Here is a 19,808-nt window from a genome sequence, read left to right as displayed (position 1 = left end):
ATTATTGTTTATACGTATTTTCGAATGCGGACACCAAGGCGTCCTTTCTTTGTCTGTCTGGATACACCATCATAGATAAAGCGTCCTTTGCCGCGAACGGAAATAATATCGCCTTCTTTTGGCTCATATCCATTGGAGGTGATCAGTTTGCCGTTTACAAACACAAGACCGCTTTCAATAAAAGAAACCATGCTGCTTCTGGACGTCTGAAAAGCCAGCCCGATGAGAGCATCCAGCCTTACAGAAGCGCAGGTACCATTTATCATTTCAAATTCAGGTTCCGGAATCTCTTCTGCCTGCTCTACTCTGGAAACCAGAACGGTAGTATGTTTTACCCGAATAAGATTTTCAATAAAAAAGTCAGACATTTTATGAAGGCAGAAAAACCAGGCTTCTTTATCCTTGATGAGGATATCACCAACTACACTGCGGTCAACTCCAAGATTCAGGAGCGCTCCAAGATAATCTCTATGTCCAAGCTCCTCAGAAAAACGAAGAGCCTTGGGTTCTATTTTCAGGCAGTCAATAGGATAATCCCAGGAAAAACCAAGGCCTCCGGGGAAAAAAGCTGCCATCTGCCGTTCTGCATGCTCATAGCCACCGAAAAGCTTTACCTCTACGCCTATCTGATGAAGCTTAAGGGAAACAAGCATATTTTGTTCGTTTAAGTTAAGAAAATCCGTAAAGGTGACAATATCTCTCTGGTAAGAGAGATTTGCCAGCTCCCGGATTCTCTTAAGTAAAAATTCATCCTTATCCATAAAAATCAATAACCAGCTCTTACAGAAGGTGTAGCGCCGCCAAGAATATTCTGAAGATCACCAGTGATATCTACAGAAGAGGGACCAAGTACGAAGATGTAGCTGGAAATCTTCTGAAGGGAACCATTCAGGGAATAACATGCGCCAGATGCAAAATCAATAATACGCTGTGCAAGTTCTACATCAATACCCTCCAGATTCAGAATTACAGTTGCATTGTCAAGAAGTGTGTCTGCAATTTCCCGGGTGTCCTCCATGGAAGCAGGTTTGATCACACAAACCTCCATAGAAGAAGCCTGATTCGCACGACGGCTGCTTCTCATCGGAGTGATTTTGGAAGAAGCTACAGGGCGCTGCTTCTCAGCTGGCTGTTTCGCAGGAGCCTTGGCAGCAGTCTTTGGTGTTGCTGTATGTACAGGTTCTTCGTCAAAGGAAGTATCTGCGTCAGCCAAATCATCCTCTTTCTTACGACCGAATTTCTCGAAGAATTTCTTCTTAGGCTTGTCATCCATGGGATCGTCATCAAAGAAATCCCCCTCTTCGTCATCCATCAGATCCTCATCTAAATAATTATCTTCATCATAATCGTCATCATTCAGTTTAATAGAATCTAATAATTTATCAAAAACGCTCATTTTCAATCTCCAATCTTAATCTTCTTGCCGTGTGGCATAATTTCGTTCACCAAAAATACCGGTTCCCACACGTACCATGGTTGAGCCTTCCTGGACAGCAACCTGATAATCTCCGGTCATACCCATACTCAGAACACTCATGTTAACATTATTAATGTTTTTTGCATTAATGTCAACACTTAATTTCTTCAATGTGCGAAAAACTTCACGATTTTCTTCTGGATTTTTCACAAATGGGGCAATGGTCATAAGTCCCATCACTTTTATATGGGAAAATATGCTGATTTTCTCAAGAAGAGGAAGCACCTCATTCGTCGCTAATCCGAATTTGCTTTCTTCCTCTGCTACATTAACTTCCAGCAGAATCGGCATAACAAGATCTTTCTTTGCAGCTTCCTGCTCAATGGTCTGGGCAAGGCGAAGGGAATCTACCGAGTGAATCATGGCAACCTTGTCAATAATATATTTTACTTTATTGCGCTGCAGATGACCGATCATGTGCCACTGGATATCTGATGGCAGCTGGTCATATTTATCCATGATCTCCTGCACTTTATTTTCTCCAAAAACACGCGCACCGGCATCATACGCCTCCTGAAGCATGGAGACCGGTTTGGTCTTACTTACTGCCACCAATGTGACTTCACCTGGGTCACGGGAAACAGCAGCACAGGCTTTTTCAATATTTGCATTTACCTGCTGTAAATTTTCAGCTAACATTTATAAGCCTCCTTAAAAATAGTATATGTTAAACTTAGTAGAGAATATCCTGCTCTTTTACCTGGGAGGAGTCTCTGGCAATGCGGTCATAGCGGGAAAGTCCGTAGGATGTATTACTGGAAATAATGGCATATTCTTCATTCTGATCCAGTATATCTACCTGACGGAATACCGCATACCCTTGATTGATGCAGTAAACGCCTTCCAGAGAATCTGTTTCGCCTACAATAAAGCGCTGGTTGGAGTCATCTTTTACAATAGCATCTCCTTCCTTAAAAGCGCTTCTATCCACGTAATAATTGTAAGCTTCATCGGCAGAATCATCATCTAACTCAATTTTAACTTTACCGTAGATTGTAGCATTGATAAAGGTTCTTACGTTATTTCCGCTGGAATCTTTGGAAATCTTGTTAAAGCCTACACTTCCGCTGTCAGGATCAGTCGTGGCATATTCTGCCGGAATTACGTAAAAATCCTTGGATTCAATAGCGGAAAGGGGAATCTTAAGACCGGTTACTGTATTGGTAACCAGCTCAATATCCAGAAAACGGTCAGATGCATAGCGGATCAGACCGCGGCTGAAGTCAATTTTTCCATATTTGTTACCATCGATTTTTATGATGGAAAAATCGCCGCTCTGTGTCATATCATCCTTGAGAAATTTCACACGAATGGTGGAACGTCCCTCCAGCTTGGCGGCCTGTTTGTCGCTTAATGGAATGATCAGGCTCCATAATTCGCTGGTAATATTTGTATAAATGTTATCTCCGGCCTGCACCTTTTCGGATGTCTTCAGATCCGTTTCATGGTAAGAAGTCTGGTCAAAATCTGCTGCTGTAATGTTCTCCACAGTCTTATTCTCATAACCGTCCATAGAATAGAGGATAATGCCGTCTTCCTGGGCTTTACAGATATTCTGTCCACCGATGGTCACTACTTGTGAATCTGCATTCCCGTCAGTGGAAATTCCCTCATACTGAAGGATGCTTCCCTCCAGCTGGTTCTTAAAACTGTAGGTGTTGTTAAATTTACTTCCGGAAAATCCCTTGGAAAAGCTGAGCATAGAACTGCGGATTTTCTCCAGTTCGTCCGCAGTCAATGCAGACTTGGTTTCTGCAATTTTTCCGGAACTTAATCCGTAAACAGCACCGTTGGCATTGATCTTACTTCCCTCCCGGGCATAATAATTCACATAACCGGAGGATTCTGCCTTAAAAACACTCTCTTCCCGAAGAGAAATACCAGTGTAGGTCTCGTTTCGTGATAAAGGACCTGTGGTAACCTGGTAAGATTCGATGTGTGTGGAGGTTACAAGTAAAAATGCAGTAAAAATCATATATAATAACAATACACCAAAAGCAACGGTGGCAATATTCAGTCCGAATATGTTCTTTAACTGGACAAAAAGTCCTGCCATTTTGCCAGGCTTGTTAGATTTCTTCTCGGACAAGCGGATTCCCCCTTTGTTTTTGAGTCGGGCTCTGAATTTTCATACCAAACAATTGTACCATTTTTTGCCGGTGAACACAAGGAAAAGAAAACGAAAAGTGTGTGAACAAAGCTGGAAGCTGTGAACAGCCTGCATATCAAAAAACGAACATATTTTCAGAATATCTGTTTGCTTAATTAAGAAAAATATGGTATGATAAGAAAAAGTTGAATGAATTTCGGAGGAAAACTCTTATGACATATGGTAAAATCAGCAAAAAACAGCAGGAAATTTTAGAATATATTAAAAGTGAGATTCTGAACCGCGGATTCCCGCCAGCAGTTCGTGAGATTTGTGAAGCTGTAAATCTGAAGTCTACATCATCTGTTCATGCCCATCTGGAAGCTCTTGAGAAGAACGGATACATCCGCCGCGATGCCACGAAGCCAAGAGCCATAGAGATCATTGATGACAATTTCAATCTTGTCCGCCGTGAAGTGGTCAATGTTCCGCTTGTAGGTACCGTAGCCGCCGGACAGCCTATTCTGGCTGTAGAGAATGTAGATGGCTACTTCCCCATCCCGGCAGAATTTATGCCCAATGAACAGAGCTTCATGCTGAAGGTAAAAGGCGACAGCATGATCAATGCAGGAATCTTCGATGGGGATCAGGTTCTGGTAAAGCAGCAGCCCACTGCAGATAACGGCGACATTGTAGTTGCTTGGTAGAGGACTCTGCCACAGTGAAGACCTTCTATAAGGAGAAGGGCTACTACCGCCTTCAGCCAGAGAATGACACTATGGATCCCATTATCATTACAGGAGAAATCCAGATTCTGGGTAAAGTATTTGGTGTCATGCGTTTTTACCAATAGTCATAAAAAATTTCCCCTTTAGCAAACAATTGCTGTTTCCAGACAATTGTTTACCAAAGGGGACTTTTTTATTTCTCTAAAAACGCATCCATCTCCAGAACCTTTCCATCTCTCCAGATTCTCTCCAGATCATAGAAAAGTCGGTTTTCCTCATCAAACACATGCACGATCACATCGCCGTAATCCATGAGAATCCAGCTGGAATTGCGGTTTCCCTCAATCTGCTTCGCCTCAAAGCCAGCGCGTCCAAGCTGCTCCTCCACATTATCGACGATCGCCTGAACCTGATTGGAGTTTGTACCGCTTGCGATTACGAAATAATCTGCAATTACAGAAACATTATGAATATCAATTATCTTAATATCCTGTCCCTTTTTATCATCAATTGCCTTGCAGGCAATCTGTGCCATCATTTTCTCTGTACTTACTGTACTCATTCTGATCTGCTCCTTTCTTAATAATGCTTATACTGACCTAATATTATTTTAAATTCCTGCGAGAACAAAAGGCTTTAAAAGTGAAATAATATCCTCTGTCAGGTGGTACCTGGCCTTCGCTCGTGCGAAATATCTCGCATCTCGTAGAATGTTAATTGTAAATAGTAAAAATATTCGCCAGTATATGCGGAGTATTAATTATCAGATACGTTATTACGCTTATTATGCAATTCTTTATAATAAATATAAGCCTCCTTGGAAGTTGGCTCAATATCATCGGCAGAATCTTCTTCCAGATACTCCAGGGTATCTTTTAGGATCTCATACATACACTCATCCAGGTCTTCAAACGCAAGTTTGCGAATTTCCGGTAAACGGCTTGCTTTATAACGCATGGGCTCAATATAATCTGCAATATAAATAATCTTTTCAAGAAGACTCATTTCACGTCTGCCAGTTGTGTGATAATTGATGGCAGAAAGAATCTCCTGATCGTCAATCCCATATTTCTCGTGAGCAATATAAGCTCCAAGACGGGAGTGGAGAAGAAACGGGTGACTTCTCTCAAAATCGGAAACCGGAATATTGTGTTCGCTGCACATCTTCAGTTTTTTCTTATTGGGAATGCATTTGGCGCAATCGTGAAGAAGACCGGACACCTGTGCATCTTTGATATCATATCCATGGACCATAGCCAGACATGCGCTGGTGTACATAACGCCCATGGTATGCTGGAAACGATCCTCATCCAGGTATTTGGAAAGTTTTTTTTCAATTTTTGCAAAATCGTAATCTGCCATGGTCAGACTTCCTTCTTTCTGTAAATTCCATTCTCTTTCATGTAAGAAATCACCTTATCCGGGACGTAATATTTCAGACTTTTTTCTTCTGAAATCCACTGACGGATCTGATGACTGGACACATCAATATTCATAGTATCCAAAAGGGCAAAATTTCCGTTGTACCTTGCAGAAAGACGCTGGATTTCCCGATTCAGTTCAGCGTAGGACGCATGATCCCGGACAGCCACCACAAGAGTACAGGCCCGACAGATCCGCTCTGGTTCCATCCATTCGTCAAAAGCAAAAAGAGAATCTGCACCAATGATAAAATAATAGTCTGTGTCCGGATTGTATTCTTTTAGCTCTTCCAGAGTGCGATAGGTATAGGTATACCCGGTCTCGTGCATTTCTGCAAGAGACAACTCAAAATGGGGATTATCTTCAATTGCAAGCCGGACCATATCCACACGCTGGTTATCAGAGGCTCTGCCAGCACGGTCCCGTTTATGAGGCGGGTTGCCGGAAGGCATAAACAGAACCTTATCCAGCTGGAATTGCTCATAGCTCTGCTCACCCAGGATCAGATGTCCCATATGGATGGGATCAAAGGTACCGCCCATGATCCCGATTTTTTTTCGATTATTTTGGCAGTTCAATTTTCTTTTTCTCTTTTTTACCTTCGCGGTATAATACGATCTTCTTACCGATCACCTGTACAACCTGGGAATGGGTGCGCTCTGCAAGAACCTGTGCCATTTCCTTAGGATCCTCCAGACAGTTCTGAAGCACACTGATTTTAATCAGCTCTCTCGCTGCAAGTGCTTCGTCAACAGCCTTGGTGTTTTCCGGTGTAAGACCGCCCTTGCCAAGCTGGATAATGGCATCCATTTTCATTGCCAGACTTTTTAAATATGCTCTTTGCTTACTTGTCATAATTTATCTCCTGAATACCTGCTGAATAGCTGCTATTTATTTATAATAATCAAATTCAAATCCATACATACGAACCGTATCACCCTCCTGAATACCGGCGTTTTCCAGTTCATCCAGAATGCCGCCCTCTTTCAGGAAACGCTGGAAAAAGGCGAAGCCTTTCTCAGAATCCAGATTGGTATAACCAAGCATTTTCTCGATACGTGGTCCTTCTACGATAAATACAGAGGGATCTTCCTCATCAACCTGTACGGTAAATGGAAGGCTCTCATTGATCAGCATATCTTCTGGGAAGAATTCCTGCTCGAATACGATTGCTTTCTTCGGACAACTGTCCAGAAGTTCCTTGATATGGAAAAGAAGCTCGCGTACACCCTGTCCGGTAACTGCAGAAATGGGATATACTTTGATACCTTTTGGTTCAAATTCTTTGCGAAGTCTGTCTACAGGATTCTCCTGACCGTCGTCAAAAATACAGTCCACTTTATTGGCTGCAATTACCTGAGGACGCTTTGCAATTTCCGGATTGTATTTCTCCAGTTCTTTGGTAATCTTATAAATATCATCAATAGGATCTCGTCCCTCTGTGGAAGCTGCATCCACAATGTGCACCAGAACTCTGGTACGCTCAATATGGCGAAGGAACTCATGACCAAGACCGACTCCTTCAGAAGCACCTTCGATCAGTCCAGGGATATCTGCGATGATAAAACCGCCATTCTCAGTATCTACAACACCAAGGTTCGGGCTTAAGGTTGTGAAATGATAGTTGGCAATTTTCGGTTTCGCATTTGTAACACGTGAGAGAAATGTAGATTTACCAACATTAGGAAAACCTACCAGTCCTACATCTGCGATCACCTTTAGCTCCAGAAGCACTTCAAGCTCCTGAAAAGGCTGTCCAGGCTGGGCATATTTGGGAACCTGCATGGTAGGGGTTGCATAATGCTGATTTCCCTTACCGCCGCGTCCACCGCGCAGAACGATCTGACGACGATTGTCACCGGACATGTCTGCAATTACCTTACGGGATTCAGCCTCCATGATAACAGTACCTTCCGGTACCTTTAATATAATGTCGGCACCGTCGGCACCGTGGCAGCGCTTTTTGCCGCCCTCCTGACCGTCTTCTGCCTTATATTTTCTTTTATGACGGTAATCACCGAGGGTATTCTGTCCCTCGTCAACTTCAAAAATGACGTCTCCGCCCTTGCCGCCGTCGCCGCCATCCGGACCGCCGTCAGGTACATATTTTTCCCTGCGGAAGCTTACATGGCCGTCGCCGCCCTTACCGGAACGGATATATATGGTAGCTCTGTCTGCGAACATTAAATCTCCTTTATAAGAAAAGGCTCCAAACCTTTATAGATTTGAAGCCTCCTGCTCTACGAATTACTCTGCCTCTACTGGTACGATAGAAACCTGTTTCTTATCGCGGCCTTTTCTGGTGAATCTTACAACACCATCGGTCAGTGCAAATAATGTATAGTCTTTTCCGCATCCTACGTTCTCGCCTGCATGGATCTTAGTTCCGCGCTGTCTGTAAAGGATGTTGCCGGCTTTAACAAACTGTCCGTCTGCTCTCTTCGCACCTAATCTCTTGGACTCGGAATCACGACCGTTCTTTGTGGAACCAACTCCTTTTTTATGTGCGAATAACTGAAGGTTCATCTTCATCATTGTTGTTACACCTCCTTGACTCTTACTGTCAAATATCGATTGTTATAACTATGCTCAATTTCTGTTAATCCAAGAATCAGGGAATCCATAAGCAGTTTCCCGCGCTCAGTATTCGGATTTGTTTTAAAATGGATGGATACATATCCCTCATCCGCTTCCGCTTCAATCTGCTCTTCCGTAAATTTCTCAAGAGAATTCACAGTAGTAATGATCAAGGCTGATACGGCAGCACATACAATATCCTGTCCCTCTTCGGCATAGCCTGCATGTCCTTTGGACAGAAAATCCAGATAAGAGCCTTTTCTCTTCTTAACTGTAATATTGATCATAACAGCACCTGATTAAGCGTTGATCTTTTCGATTTTAACTTTGGTGTACTGCTGTCTGTGACCGTTTTTCTTGTGATATCCAGTTTTTCTCTTGTACTTGTAAACGATGACTTTTTTAGCCTTTCCGTTCTCAACTACAGAAGCGGTAACACTGGCATCCTTAACGTCTTCTCCAACCTTTAATCCGTCATTGCTAACTGCAATTACAGAATCAAAAGTAACGGTTTCACCAGCTTCAACTCCGAGCTTCTCAACTCTGATTACGTCGCCTTCAGCAACTTTGTACTGTTTACCACCTGTTGCAATAATTGCGTACATTTGTGGCACCTCCTATAGACTTTACTCGCCAAATATGGTGGTCTCTCGACTCTTAAACCTCTTTGTGCGGCATACTCGATTATAATAACAGGGAGATTTGGTTTCGTCAAGAGGTTTTGTAAAAAAATTGTAAAAAAATAAAAACGAAAACCCATGTTTCTGGTTTGCTGCTTGTAATAATTTCGAAAATACGAAAAAGGAATTTCTTATAGTTTTATTTAGAGCGTGTTCGAAAAATCTCCTGACTTTATCTGCCTGATCTCCTCTATTACCGGTTTTCTGACTTTCTTTCGTGTCATCTCCAGAATGTGAAGCGGTGTAATATCTATGGCTTTACATTTCACCGGATCCTTCCTCAGATATTTCTGCAATACATGAAAAAGCTCGTTGTTATGATCTGGGTTTGTCATATTGATAAAATCAATAAGAATAATTCCGGACAGGTTGCGAAGCCGCAGTTGTCGTGAAATTTCCTTAGCTGCTTCCAGATTGATTTTGCGATAGGTTTCTTCGGCTTTTTTCTTTCCGGTAAATTTCCCGCTGTTTACATCGATGGAGACAAAGGCTTCTGTCTGCTGGATCACAATAAACCCGCCGCTGTTCAGCCAGATTTTTTCCTTTTGAACCTCATACAGCGCGTTTTCCATGCGGGAAAGCTTGTATAACGGAAGAAGCTTGTCCTGATAAAAACGGGCTTTGCTTTCTTCCTCCGGACTTGTTTCTTTCAAATAAGAAGTGATCTGCTGAAAAATTTCAGGATCATCTGTTACAATGTCTGTGAGATTTTCGCTGTAAATATCACGGAGAGTGGTAAGGTAAACCGGTTCTGTTTCGTAGAGAAGGCTGAAACAGGTGCGGCTTTTGCCGTTGACAGCAACTTTTTCATACAGTGATTTCAGATAAGAAAGTTCCTGAAGGATTTCAGCCTTTTCAGCCTGGGCTGCGTTGGTGCGGACAATCAGGCCATATTCCTTATCCGGACGTGCAGCCTCTGCTTCCAGCCAGCCGGATAAAGTGTGGCGTTCTGAACCAGAGAGCTTACCGGATAGTCCGAACTTTTTTTCTCCTGTGGTGAGCACCAGATACTTACCGGTAAAATTTAAGTTTGCAGTCAGTGCGGGCAGCTTGCCCTTCATGGCATCACGGCTTACCTGCACCAGAATCTGGTCACCCGGACGCAAGGGACTGCCAGGTGCTTTCCCGGAGGCATAGATAACCTGCTCTGCTTCCTGAAGAGGAAAATAACCGCGTACTCCAGGTGCAATAAGAACAAATGCTGCCTGGATATTAGAAGCAATATTTTCCACCTGTCCTACATAAATATTTCCGAGAATGGACTGTCGGGCGGCTGCCTCCAGGCGAAGCTCCATAATCTGACCTTCTTCCTCGATTGCACAGGCATGACATTTGTTACCGCAAAGTTCCATGGTTGTTAGAATTAATTTCGTCACTTGATTCACCTGTTTTAAGTTTATTGAACTTCCACGCCAAGGGATTCCAACGATACAAATTTATGTTTTTTCTCATTTCCAAGATCTGCATATACTTCCAGACGATGAATCATGCAGGCAAATTCCGGAAGCTCCTGTCCAAGCCAGCTGGTAAATGCATCCATTACAGCATCTGGTTTGGTATAGTTGGCACTTGCAGAAGCAAGACTTAAGAAAATGCGGTTGTCATTCTGTAAATTCATTTTGTAAATAAAAGGTCGGATATCTACCTGTTTTTCGCCTTTTTTGGTTTCTTTTGTAACAAGGATCTCAGGCTGCTTTAAAAATTCCGTAATTCTTGTCTGCCATCCATCTGCCGGTGCTTTTCCAGGACGAAATTCCACCAGATAATCAGCTGCTGCCACCAGGGACATTGCCTTGCTCGCTTTTCCATCTTCCACCTGGCGGGCACTTAAAACATGAATACCATCTACCATCTGGCTGTTAAGACGTTGACAGATTTCATCAGTAGGAATCGTAGCGGTAAGCTCCATATCGAAATATTCCCCTGTACTGGTAACGCCAACTCCAAGAGGGGCAGCAAAGGACATGATCATATGAGGGCTGTAACCTCCCGAAAAAGCAATTGGAAGCTCTGCGCGGCGGATGGCTTTCTGGAAGTAGCGCATGGTGTCAAGATGTCCTACAAATTTCATAGGCCCTTCTTTCGTAAATTTAATTCTTACCTTCATAACATACGCCTCCTTCATAACGTCTTGCTCCGCAGCCTGCACATTTCTGACGGCAGTTTGGTGTAACTACTTCGCCTTTTGCCTGTTTCCACTCACGGATCAGAAACTCCTTGGTAACACCTGCATCTATGAAATCCCATGGGAGGATTTCATCTGTGCTTCTCTCTCGGAGTGTGTAGAATTCAATGTCAATTCCTGTTTCTGCAAAAGCCTCTTTCCAGATGTCGTAGCGGAAGCTTTCTGACCAGGCATCGTAAAGGGCACCTTTTTCATAGGCTTTTAAGATAACTTCAGAAGCACGGCGGTCACCTCTTGCAAGGAAGCCTTCCAGTGTGGTTACATCCGGTTCATGCCAGTTGTATTTAATACTCTTCTGGTTCAGCTGTGCACGGATTTCTTCTTTTACTACTTTTGCCTTGTCAATAAAATCCTGTTCTGTATACATTGGAGCCCACTGGAATGGGGTAAATGGCTTTGGCACAAAGAAGGATGTGCTGACTACGATCTGAACCTTTCCATGGCGTTTTTCCTTTGGAACGGTATCGTAATATTCTTCTGCAATACGCTCTGCAAGATGAGCAATTCCCTTCATGTCTTTTTCTGTTTCAGTAGGAAGCCCAAGCATGAAATAAAGCTTCACACGGTTCCATCCTCCAACAAATGCCTCATGCGCACCGTGAAGGATCACTTCTTCGGTAAGTCCTTTGTTAATTACATCACGAAGTCTCTGGGAACCAGCTTCCGGGGCAAAAGTAAGGCTGCTTTTCTTAATATCCTGAACCTTGCTCATAACATCCAGGGCAAAAGCATCAATACGAAGTGACGGCAGGGAAATATTAACACCTGCAGATTTAAATTCGTCGATCAGGAAGTTTACCAGCTCTTCCAGATGGGTGTAATCACTGGAACTTAAGGAACTGAGGGAAATTTCCTCATGACCGGAATTCTTCAGCATAGCTCTTGCAGATTCCTTCAGTTCTTCTACATCACGTTCACGGAGAGGTCTGTAGATCATACCAGCCTGGCAGAAACGACAGCCACGGATACATCCACGCTGGATTTCCAAAGTGACACGATCCTGTGTAGCTTTAATAAAAGGAACAACCGGTTTTTCAATCGGGCAATATCCTTTATCCATATCTACGATCAGCTGCTTTTGGACTTTCTCGGGAACTCCCGGACGATTTGGTGCAAAGGATGCAATTGTACCGTCTTCTTTGTATGTGACATCATAAAATGCCGGAACATAAATTCCCGGAATCTGAGCTGCCTTCAGAAGGAACTCCTCCCTGCTGCCTCCGGCTTCCTTATTGGCCTTGTATGCATCAAAAAGCGCATCATACACAGTTTCTCCTTCGCCAATATAAAACAGGTCAAAAAAGGCTGCTAATGGCTCTGGATTATATGCACACGCACCGCCTCCGATTACAATAGGACATGATTCGTCACGGTCAGCTGCTTTCAGTGGAATCTGGGAAAGATCCAGTGTCTGGAGTACGTTAGTATAACACATTTCATATCCAAGTGTGATGCACAGAAAATCAAAATCCCTGACAGGATCCTGGGACTCCAGGGCAAATAACGGGATATTCTGTTCTCTCATAAGCTTATCAAGATCAAGCCATGGGGAATAAACTCGCTCACACCAGACATCAGGGCGTTTATTGAACATATTATAAAGAAGCATCATACCAAGGTTGGACATGCCGATCTCGTAGACATCCGGGAAGCAAAATGCGACCCTGGTGGTCACCTCTTTCAGGTCTTTCATCACAGAGTTGACTTCCCCGCCGATGTAGCGGGCTGCTTTGTCAACACTGAGCAATATTTCGTCACTAAGTGCTAATTTTCTCATAGTTTTCCTTTCAATTTTTGTATATATTTAGCATTTTAAGCCGCCATTCCATAAAAAATATTGGATAGCATCAGATGCTTTCACAGCCTGTCGGACTGTAAAAAACAGATTGATTTTTTTGCTTTTAAATATGCCAAAAAACGGGTTTGGTCACCAGATATTTTGAAAGGGCCATAAACTGAATAAAAAAGAGCCTCAGCATCGGGCCCGTATAAGGTCAATTTTTAGCAGTATAGAAGTGACCAATGACAGTATTTTTTATTATAAACAGATTCTCAGAGAAGTGCAAGTACATTCTTTATGGAATGAAAAAAGTGAAAAAAGCCATCCCGATTACGATAGATTCCGGGATGGCTTAGGTAGATTAGTTTAAAAGTCCTGTTAAAAAGTTCCTGTCGAAAGGAAGCTTATAGGAAGCCTGTGAAAGGGGATTCTGAGGGGCAAGGGCATCTGTGAATTTCTGAAGACCATACTGGTTCAGCTGTATCTTCCGAAAGTTCTTCCAGGGGTGTGCTGGCAATCTGCATCTGGAAAGCATACGGGCATAGGGTTTCTCAATAAATCTTTTCTTTCGCTGCTGACCATCGTTGGTACAGATCATATATCCGGCTGCATTAAATCCGGGCTCTGTTTGGCGGAGCATCTCCAGGTGGTTCTTTTGAAGTCGTATTTCGTCTACAACAAGATCGGAAAGAAAGACCGCTTTGCGCGCATTTCCATACAGGATCACGGTATCTGGACGGGAACATAAATAGGTATCTGGCAGATATGGAAGATACAGGATCTGATTATGGAAATCAACATCATCAAACTTTATACCAATGATCTCTGAAACCGTCAGGCCGGCAGTAACGGCAAGGAGCATGGGAAGATAGATGCTCCTTGCTTCCCTTTGACACCGTTTTAAAAGCAGCAGGACCTGTTCTGGGGAAAAGGTTTCCGACACCGGGGCGCGGCTGCTGTGTTCCTCTTCCTGTCCTGTCTTTTTATATTTCATCAAAACGGAAGCTTCTGTACCTGCATCCTGCTCCGCACAATGGTACTTCACGGCAATTTCAAAAAAATGGGATATGGCGTCGCATACCTGAAAATATTTTTCCCGCTTTAAAATGCCGTCATTTGGGATTTTTTCTAATATCTTTACCAGGTCCTCCGTACTTACCTCATTTATGCATTTATTTCCAAGTTCGGGAATGAGGTAGGTTTTGATCAGTTTATTATACTGGCGGTCAAAATATCCGCAGCGCCACCAGAGGGACTGAAACTCTTTTACGGTACATTTAAAAACAGCGATCCTTTTTTCAACAGCCTGTTTTCATGAAAAGGACGCATGGACAGGGCCTCTTCCTCCGAATCGTAATATCGGGTCTGTATTTTTTTGACCAGCCCGGATGAAAAGGTACAACGGATGCGGTAGCAATACTTTCCACGCTGGGGAATATAAATTGGTTTCGAAGAAAGCCTGGCACAAAGAAGTTCCCCGGCGGAAAATATCTCCCAGGATTTCGGCTCTTTTTTGGTATTTTCTGACATTTCAGTGATTCTCCTTTCCCGGTATTTATCAGCCGTAAAAAAAATCTCCTATTCTTACGCCTCCTGTAAAAAAACGGACTTTTTCCAGGGGGCAGTTCTGCACCAGCAGGAACCAGACAAACATATTACAAAGGTCACGCATGGTAATGGAGGGAATTCCCTGCTTTTCGGTCACGCATTTTAACCCGGCATTAAGGGTTTCCTGGGTTTTTACCGTCCCATGGCTGCTGATGCAGAAGAACCAATCTTCTTCCTTACGGAACGGGCGGAAAAGAAATGCCTGTTCTTCTCTTTACGCTGAATAAGCTCTTCGTATACGAAATCAGGGATCTCAAAAGAACGGCAGCGCTGCTCTTCCAGTTCCCTGCAGCTGTATCTTGGAATTCCTGCAGAAGGCTGTTGATTTTTTATGTAATGTTTACGGACGCTTAAAATATATGTATCCGGATTAAAATCATCGTAAGTAAGTCCCAGAATTTCCCCTGGCTGTAATCCACAAAATAGAGCCAGAAAAAATTCCAGACGGTGTGGGCAGGGCGCCTGATACACCGCTTCTAAAAAAAGCCTGGTCTGTTCCCTGGTATAGAGAGATATCATGGGCTCTGGCCTTTTTTTGCGGACTGGAGGCAAAACCAGCTCCTGCTTCAAATGTCCCTGCTTCCAGGCGGACTCTGTAACCGAACACAATAATTCATAAACAGCATGTTCGGTACCTTTACAATATTTCTGACAGGACCGGATCAGGTCTTCCATATATCCGGTATCAACAGTTTGAATAAGTGGGTCCGTTTCCATATTTGGCAGGATGACATTTTCAATGATCCAGCGATATCTTACTGCGGTGTTTTTACAGGTGCATGCTGGAAGGTATATTTTGTGAAACCAGTAATCGAGATATTCGCTAAGCAAAAAAGGACAATGACTGGAATCTTTCAGGGCCGCCAGCTCTTTTTGAAAAAGACGGGTTGTTTCTTTGTAATCCTTCTTTGCTCCGGAACGGGTAAAAAATCCAGTATGTGTACATAAAACAGCCACCTGGTTCTCATGGTTTATGCGTTTCGTCTGACTGCACCATAAATGGTCGTGTGACAGAAAGACATTTTTTTTATCTTGATTCATAATAAGATCCTCCTTGAAAATCTGGGTAAAAGGAATGCATTTACAGGGCTGCCAGGATCCGGTCTATTTCAACACCGCCGGTAAGTTTTTGGATGGATTCCGGGCTGCAATTGTTTTCCAGCATGGTCCAGACGAACATGTCGCGGAGATCGTACATGGAAATAAGGGGAAGACCACAGTCTTTTGTAATATGCTTCAGTCTCGTATTCAGGGTCACCAGTGTTTTTATGGAGCCGCGGCTGCTGATACAGAATGCCTGCGGATCTTTTTTATCCGGATGCTCCAGAAAATAATGGTTGTTCTCCATCTGGCGGAGCGCAAGTTCGTCCTTTACGAAAAGCGGCACCTTCAGAGAACGGAAACGTTCTTCATCCAGATCCTTGTAACTGTATCTGGAAGAAGCATTTTCAGTGGGAAGAACGCCGTCTTTTGTATACTGTTTATGAATATCCAGTTCCGCGGTATCCGGGTGTAAATTTTCATAGGTCAGTCCCAGGATCTCGCCCGGACGTAAGCCGCAGAACAATGCAAGATCATACTCAAGACGGTGGGAATAAGGATCATTCTTTACTGCCTGCAGGAAAACTTTCGTCTGCTCTTTTGTATAGATACATACGTTTGAACGAGGCTCCTTGCGGGGAGCAAGTGCAGAAGCAAGGTTATATGGGAGAAAACCGTTCAGCCATATGGAAGTGGCGATTCTGTACAGCAGTTTATAAACCGCATATTCTGCACTTGCACAATATTCTTTGCATGCATCTATCACGGCATCAAGATAGTTTGCATCGATGTGTCCAAGCGGTGGGTCTGTTTCAATCCTGGGCAGGATAAGGTGGTAGATGATCCAGTGATACTTCACTTTTGTAGTGCTGCTGATATCTGACGGAAGTTTCTCAAACCAGTCTTCCAGGTATTCCGTGAAAGTACAAAAGCAGCTGCTGCACATCTTCCTGTTTTTCCAGTCTTTCTGAAAAACAGCTTCTGTTTCTTCTAATGTTTTTTCGGCTTCTGTCTGGGTGGTAAATCCGGTGTGGGTATGATACTCGACCGCCCCTGTTACAGCGTTCAGCGTTCGGGTACGGCAGCACCAGAGTTCTTTTGGGGAATAAAAAATGGATGGTTCTTTTGGGGTGTTCATAATGTTATCCTCCTTAAAATTTGGGGGTGGGAAATGAAAGGGTTCTTTCCTATCCCGCTTTTGTTGTTCGAAAGCTTCGATAGCTTTTTAAGAATATATTGTCAGAAAAACGGAAATTTTCTGCTGTTTTTTGAAAAATTTTTAAAAAATCAATGTTTTGTTTTTTTCTGCTATGGGTACCGGTTTTTAGCAGCTTTGTTTTTTATAAATATGTATGATTGGGGTCGGAATAACGTTTTTTATAAGAACATTTTTTTAGAAAAATTGATACAAAAATTCCCCGGCTTATCTGTAAGTTGTAATGAGCCGGGGATACAGAAATGAAGAAGAAATGTTAAAGAAGAAATTTAATCATAGAAATAATTCCGATAAGCAAGAGCATCAGGAAGCTGGTAGGGCCTCTGTTCCACACTGCCCTGTTTTTCGGTAAAAGATGATGGGTCAACACATAATCTTCGATTATTTTTGAGATATCATAGGTTTCCTGTTTCTGGAAGGCTACATAAACCCTGCTTGTGAATTCTGGACTGGAATGTCCCAGGCATTTGGAGATCGTTTTCGTGTTGACCTGGTACTGGGCGAGGATCGTGGCATAGGTATTCCGGAATTTTCTCCAGGGCAGCCGGGAGATTCCGCTCTGTTCCATCAGGCGGTTATAAGGTTTGATATAAAAACTGCGGTTATGGCATTGCCCGTTTTCATGGCAGCAGATGTAGCCAGATCCAGGAACCCTGGATTAGAAGCTTTGCGTTTTTCGTAGCGCTGCCGTTCCAGGAGGATCTCATCCAGGACAAAATCAGCCAGTACTACTGCTCTTTTGCTGTTTTTGGTTTTCAGTGGGAGTTCACTGCACAGTACCGGCCTGTTTTCCTGTTCTTTTTCTATGTACAGATTCTTTCCAAGCTGGCGTTCCACAAAAAGTTTCCTGCCAAGGAAATCAATATCGCTGTACCGGAGTCCGGTGATCTCGGAGATCCGCAGGCCGGCAGTGACGGCAAGGAGCATGGGCAGATAAATCATGGGTTCCTGCTGCTTACACAGATATAAAAGATGGGCAGCCTGTTCCACGGTATAAACCTGCTGCCGGGTATCCACTTTTTTCTTTAGGCATGGCTGTTTTACTTCGGAAGAGATTCCGGTATAGATATCCCTGGAAATATAGTTGTGTTTCCGGGCGTAACAAAGGGAACCTGTGACCACACCGATTGCAGTTCTCTGTACTTTCTGATACGGGATAGCAGATAATGCATTTACCAGGTCCTTTCTCTGTAGCGTATTCAGCATTTTATGACCGATTGCAGGGAGCAGGTAGTTTTCTATGATATTCCGGTAAGCGTTGTAGGTATTATAAGTAATCCTTTTTTGACCGATCATATAGTGGTAAAACCAGAAATCATAAAACTCTTTCACGGTATAAGAAAAAGGGATGAAACTGCCTTTTGCGATTTCCATGAGGGCCTCATCCCTTTCCTGGCGGGCCAGCTGTTTGTTGGAAGAGGCGGTCCGCTGTACCATCTTTACATCGCCGGATTCAAAAACAAGTAAAAGACGAAAACAGTATTTTCGTCTGGCTTTTACATATATAACGTCACCAAGGGATTTCCCAGAGATGAGCCTGCCATAAAGGAAGGTTTTCTTTACCGGCATCTGGGGATAGATCTCATTCTTTTTCACAGGCTTTTTCCCTCTTTTTTTCAGCACCAAGGACTGGATCCAGGGAACCTGCAACGACAGCACCAACTTCAGGATCTGTACATGGAATCCTGTTGCAGAATGCCAGTGTTGTAGTTTGTTTTGTGTGGCCAAGGATACCGGAAACTGCTTCAAGTGAAAACTCCTGTTCCAGAAGAAAACGGGCGAACATATATCTTAGATCACGCATATTCAGTTTTGGAAGGCCAGTTTCTGTGGTGATCGTTTTTAAAGCGGTTCCTAATGTAACAGCAGATTTTATCTTTGCGGTGGGACCGAGGCAAAGATAAGATTTATATTCTGTAGCAGAAGGATATCTTGCCAGGAGTTTCCGGTTTTCTTTTCGTCGGGCAGAAAGTTCTGGAAATAGAAAAGAAGGGATTTTTAATGTTCGGTTCTGTTTGGTTCCTTCCAGTTTTTTTAACTGGCAGTTCTTCCCGGAATCGTTCGAGGTACAGATCCTCTGGATTGTGATGGTCTGCTCATGACGGTTGAAATCCGAATACTTCAGTCCGAGGATTTCCCCGGGTGTCAGGCCGCAGAAAAGAGCCAGTTGAATCTCCAGGTAATGGTTGGAATTGGAAGCGGCAGTCAGGAATGTGCGAAGCTGTTCCGGGGAATAGAAAACCGGATTTCCGGGAGGCTCCGGATAGTGCCGGATCTGCTGGAAGTCCATATCTGGGAGATAATTGTTTACGCGGGCGTGTTTCAAAGCGTTGTGCAGCAGCTTATATGCATAATAGCCTCCGTTGCAGCAGTAAGCCTGACAGGATTCCAGAACCCTATTGAGATAATCAGGAGTGACACATCCCAAAAGAATATCTTTATGCAGATGGGGCTGGATGATCAGTTTTATGATCCATTGCTTTTGAACCAGTGTACGGCTGCCATTAGAACCCTGAGCACATACATCATTCAGCCAGTAATCCAGATATTCCGAAAAGGTAAAAGGCATATCCCGGTCCTTTTTCAGTTTGGACAACTGATCCTGGTAAGAAACCAGGGAACGCTGGTAGCTCTCTTCTGCTTCTTCCCTGGATGAAAACCCGGTACGACAGCCATATTCGATGGTGCAGATAAGAGGATTTACCAACTTGGTCAGGTGAGACCAGGTACCGTTGTCTTCCTGAAAGACGGGGGTTTTTGCTTGTTCTTTCATTGATTCATTTTCTCCTTTGTGTGTTTGATATGCTTACAGATATTTCTCTATTACGAAACATTATATGAAGTTTCTCGGCTATTATCAATACAAAAGTTTCTTAATAACGAATTATTGATGAAAGTAGGGAATATCATGCAGAAACTCAGACCGGATATGAACATTGGCGGGAACATACAGAAAATACGGTATAGCCGAAAGCTTACACAGGATCAAGTGATTGCCAAAATGA

At 43.3% G+C, this 19,808-nt stretch carries 21 protein-coding genes and 1 pseudogene; 1 reads left to right on the top strand and 21 read right to left on the bottom strand.

Translation table 11 applies throughout. The annotated features are described in order from the left end of the window. Positions 1–8: 8 nt before the first annotated feature. The 4 genes from DW904_RS10305 to DW904_RS10290 are packed head-to-tail and all read right to left on the bottom strand — an operon-like array spanning position 9 to position 3,566. On the bottom strand, positions 9–761 hold the full coding sequence (locus DW904_RS10305) for a YlmH/Sll1252 family protein (RefSeq protein WP_118580331.1): 753 nt from the start codon (positions 759–761) through the stop codon (positions 9–11). Between the two features lie 5 nt (positions 762–766). Continuing rightward, a complete protein-coding gene (locus DW904_RS10300) occupies positions 767–1,396 on the bottom strand; it encodes a cell division protein SepF (protein WP_118580191.1) in 630 nt (209 codons plus the stop codon). 15 nt (positions 1,397–1,411) lie between these two features. After that, on the bottom strand, positions 1,412–2,116 hold the full coding sequence (locus tag DW904_RS10295) for a YggS family pyridoxal phosphate-dependent enzyme (protein ID WP_118580188.1): 705 nt from the start codon (positions 2,114–2,116) through the stop codon (positions 1,412–1,414). Positions 2,117–2,150: 34 nt separating this feature from the next. Beyond that, positions 2,151–3,566: an HlyD family efflux transporter periplasmic adaptor subunit gene (locus DW904_RS10290; RefSeq protein ID WP_243110373.1), complete on the bottom strand. Its 1,416-nt coding sequence runs from the start codon at positions 3,564–3,566 to the stop codon at positions 2,151–2,153. A 233-nt stretch (positions 3,567–3,799) separates the two neighbouring features. Between DW904_RS10290 and lexA the strand changes: the two are divergent. Continuing rightward, a pseudogene (lexA, locus tag DW904_RS10285) lies at positions 3,800–4,419 on the top strand (transcriptional repressor LexA). 68 nt (positions 4,420–4,487) lie between these two features. Here the strand turns inward: lexA and rsfS are convergent. The 17 genes from rsfS to DW904_RS10190 all read right to left on the bottom strand — a co-directional run bounded on the left by rsfS (position 4,488) and on the right by DW904_RS10190 (position 19,576). Then, positions 4,488–4,856: a ribosome silencing factor gene (rsfS, locus tag DW904_RS10280; protein WP_118580185.1), complete on the bottom strand. Its 369-nt coding sequence runs from the start codon at positions 4,854–4,856 to the stop codon at positions 4,488–4,490. Between the two features lie 194 nt (positions 4,857–5,050). Next, entirely contained in the window at positions 5,051–5,656 is a 606-nt protein-coding gene (yqeK, locus tag DW904_RS10275) for a bis(5'-nucleosyl)-tetraphosphatase (symmetrical) YqeK (protein ID WP_118580182.1), read from the bottom strand. Between the two features lie 2 nt (positions 5,657–5,658). Continuing rightward, positions 5,659–6,294 (bottom strand): nicotinate-nucleotide adenylyltransferase, encoded by a 636-nt coding sequence (gene nadD, locus DW904_RS10270; RefSeq protein ID WP_226815140.1) that lies wholly within the window; start codon positions 6,292–6,294, stop codon positions 5,659–5,661. Further along, the gene (gene yhbY, locus DW904_RS10265) at positions 6,278–6,571 is read right to left on the bottom strand and encodes a ribosome assembly RNA-binding protein YhbY (RefSeq protein ID WP_118580179.1); all 294 of its coding nucleotides are present in this window, start codon (positions 6,569–6,571) and stop codon (positions 6,278–6,280) included. The genes nadD and yhbY overlap by 17 nt, the downstream gene beginning before the upstream one ends. Positions 6,572–6,607: 36 nt before the next feature. Further along, positions 6,608–7,900: a GTPase ObgE gene (gene obgE, locus DW904_RS10260; protein WP_118580176.1), complete on the bottom strand. Its 1,293-nt coding sequence runs from the start codon at positions 7,898–7,900 to the stop codon at positions 6,608–6,610. A gap of 63 nt (positions 7,901–7,963) precedes the next feature. Continuing rightward, a complete protein-coding gene (rpmA, locus tag DW904_RS10255; RefSeq protein ID WP_015542711.1) occupies positions 7,964–8,251 on the bottom strand; it encodes a 50S ribosomal protein L27 in 288 nt (95 codons plus the stop codon). 5 nt (positions 8,252–8,256) lie between these two features. After that, positions 8,257–8,580, bottom strand: coding sequence for a ribosomal-processing cysteine protease Prp (locus DW904_RS10250; protein ID WP_118580173.1), 324 nt, complete (start codon positions 8,578–8,580; stop codon positions 8,257–8,259). 12 nt (positions 8,581–8,592) lie between these two features. Next, positions 8,593–8,898 carry a 50S ribosomal protein L21 gene (gene rplU, locus DW904_RS10245; protein ID WP_118580170.1) on the bottom strand — a complete coding sequence of 102 codons (306 nt, stop codon included), beginning with the start codon at positions 8,896–8,898 and terminating at the stop codon, positions 8,593–8,595. A gap of 218 nt (positions 8,899–9,116) precedes the next feature. Further along, positions 9,117–10,349 carry a ribonuclease E/G gene (locus DW904_RS10240; RefSeq protein ID WP_243110372.1) on the bottom strand — a complete coding sequence of 411 codons (1,233 nt, stop codon included), beginning with the start codon at positions 10,347–10,349 and terminating at the stop codon, positions 9,117–9,119. A 20-nt stretch (positions 10,350–10,369) separates the two neighbouring features. Beyond that, positions 10,370–11,080, bottom strand: coding sequence for a TIGR03936 family radical SAM-associated protein (locus tag DW904_RS10235; RefSeq protein ID WP_118580164.1), 711 nt, complete (start codon positions 11,078–11,080; stop codon positions 10,370–10,372). After that, entirely contained in the window at positions 11,064–12,935 is a 1,872-nt protein-coding gene (locus tag DW904_RS10230; RefSeq protein ID WP_118580161.1) for a TIGR03960 family B12-binding radical SAM protein, read from the bottom strand. Before DW904_RS10230 ends, DW904_RS10235 begins: the two co-directional genes overlap by 17 nt. Positions 12,936–13,299: 364 nt before the next feature. Continuing rightward, positions 13,300–13,932, bottom strand: coding sequence for a hypothetical protein (locus DW904_RS10225; protein ID WP_147422311.1), 633 nt, complete (start codon positions 13,930–13,932; stop codon positions 13,300–13,302). A gap of 272 nt (positions 13,933–14,204) precedes the next feature. After that, the gene (locus DW904_RS10220) at positions 14,205–14,468 is read right to left on the bottom strand and encodes a hypothetical protein (protein WP_118580155.1); all 264 of its coding nucleotides are present in this window, start codon (positions 14,466–14,468) and stop codon (positions 14,205–14,207) included. A 210-nt stretch (positions 14,469–14,678) separates the two neighbouring features. Next, positions 14,679–15,587 carry a hypothetical protein gene (locus tag DW904_RS10215; protein WP_118580152.1) on the bottom strand — a complete coding sequence of 303 codons (909 nt, stop codon included), beginning with the start codon at positions 15,585–15,587 and terminating at the stop codon, positions 14,679–14,681. Positions 15,588–15,627: 40 nt separating this feature from the next. Next, entirely contained in the window at positions 15,628–16,725 is a 1,098-nt protein-coding gene (locus tag DW904_RS10210) for a site-specific integrase (RefSeq protein ID WP_118580149.1), read from the bottom strand. 645 nt (positions 16,726–17,370) lie between these two features. After that, positions 17,371–18,399, bottom strand: coding sequence for a tyrosine-type recombinase/integrase (locus DW904_RS10195; protein WP_118580140.1), 1,029 nt, complete (start codon positions 18,397–18,399; stop codon positions 17,371–17,373). Continuing rightward, on the bottom strand, positions 18,386–19,576 hold the full coding sequence (locus DW904_RS10190) for a site-specific integrase (RefSeq protein WP_118580137.1): 1,191 nt from the start codon (positions 19,574–19,576) through the stop codon (positions 18,386–18,388). Before DW904_RS10190 ends, DW904_RS10195 begins: the two co-directional genes overlap by 14 nt. Between the last annotated feature and the right edge of the window lie 232 nt (positions 19,577–19,808).

Source organism: Ruminococcus sp. AM42-11, assembly GCF_003480145.1.
Taxonomy (GTDB): domain Bacteria; phylum Bacillota; class Clostridia; order Lachnospirales; family Lachnospiraceae; genus Blautia_A; species Blautia_A faecis.
The sequence above is the reverse complement of the archived record's forward strand: the minus strand, read 5'-3'. Positions and strand labels throughout refer to the sequence as shown.

What these genes read in the sequence shown, in the direction of transcription:
- DW904_RS10225 (WP_147422311.1), bottom strand. Translation starts at nt 13,932, where the DNA reads ATGAAATATAAAAAGACAGGACAGGAAGAGGAACACAGCAGCCGCGCC.
- DW904_RS10210 (WP_118580149.1), bottom strand. Translation starts at nt 16,725, where the DNA reads ATGAACACCCCAAAAGAACCATCCATTTTTTATTCCCCAAAAGAACTC.
- DW904_RS10230 (WP_118580161.1), bottom strand. Translation starts at nt 12,935, where the DNA reads ATGAGAAAATTAGCACTTAGTGACGAAATATTGCTCAGTGTTGACAAA.
- rplU (WP_118580170.1), bottom strand. Translation starts at nt 8,898, where the DNA reads ATGTACGCAATTATTGCAACAGGTGGTAAACAGTACAAAGTTGCTGAA.
- yhbY (WP_118580179.1), bottom strand. Translation starts at nt 6,571, where the DNA reads ATGACAAGTAAGCAAAGAGCATATTTAAAAAGTCTGGCAATGAAAATG.
- rpmA (WP_015542711.1), bottom strand. Translation starts at nt 8,251, where the DNA reads ATGATGAAGATGAACCTTCAGTTATTCGCACATAAAAAAGGAGTTGGT.
- DW904_RS10235 (WP_118580164.1), bottom strand. Translation starts at nt 11,080, where the DNA reads ATGAAGGTAAGAATTAAATTTACGAAAGAAGGGCCTATGAAATTTGTA.
- DW904_RS10250 (WP_118580173.1), bottom strand. Translation starts at nt 8,580, where the DNA reads ATGATCAATATTACAGTTAAGAAGAGAAAAGGCTCTTATCTGGATTTT.
- DW904_RS10220 (WP_118580155.1), bottom strand. Translation starts at nt 14,468, where the DNA reads ATGTCAGAAAATACCAAAAAAGAGCCGAAATCCTGGGAGATATTTTCC.
- DW904_RS10215 (WP_118580152.1), bottom strand. Translation starts at nt 15,587, where the DNA reads ATGAATCAAGATAAAAAAAATGTCTTTCTGTCACACGACCATTTATGG.
- obgE (WP_118580176.1), bottom strand. Translation starts at nt 7,900, where the DNA reads ATGTTCGCAGACAGAGCTACCATATATATCCGTTCCGGTAAGGGCGGC.
- DW904_RS10190 (WP_118580137.1), bottom strand. Translation starts at nt 19,576, where the DNA reads ATGAAAGAACAAGCAAAAACCCCCGTCTTTCAGGAAGACAACGGTACC.
- DW904_RS10305 (WP_118580331.1), bottom strand. Translation starts at nt 761, where the DNA reads ATGGATAAGGATGAATTTTTACTTAAGAGAATCCGGGAGCTGGCAAAT.
- DW904_RS10300 (WP_118580191.1), bottom strand. Translation starts at nt 1,396, where the DNA reads ATGAGCGTTTTTGATAAATTATTAGATTCTATTAAACTGAATGATGAC.
- DW904_RS10295 (WP_118580188.1), bottom strand. Translation starts at nt 2,116, where the DNA reads ATGTTAGCTGAAAATTTACAGCAGGTAAATGCAAATATTGAAAAAGCC.
- rsfS (WP_118580185.1), bottom strand. Translation starts at nt 4,856, where the DNA reads ATGAGTACAGTAAGTACAGAGAAAATGATGGCACAGATTGCCTGCAAG.
- yqeK (WP_118580182.1), bottom strand. Translation starts at nt 5,656, where the DNA reads ATGGCAGATTACGATTTTGCAAAAATTGAAAAAAAACTTTCCAAATAC.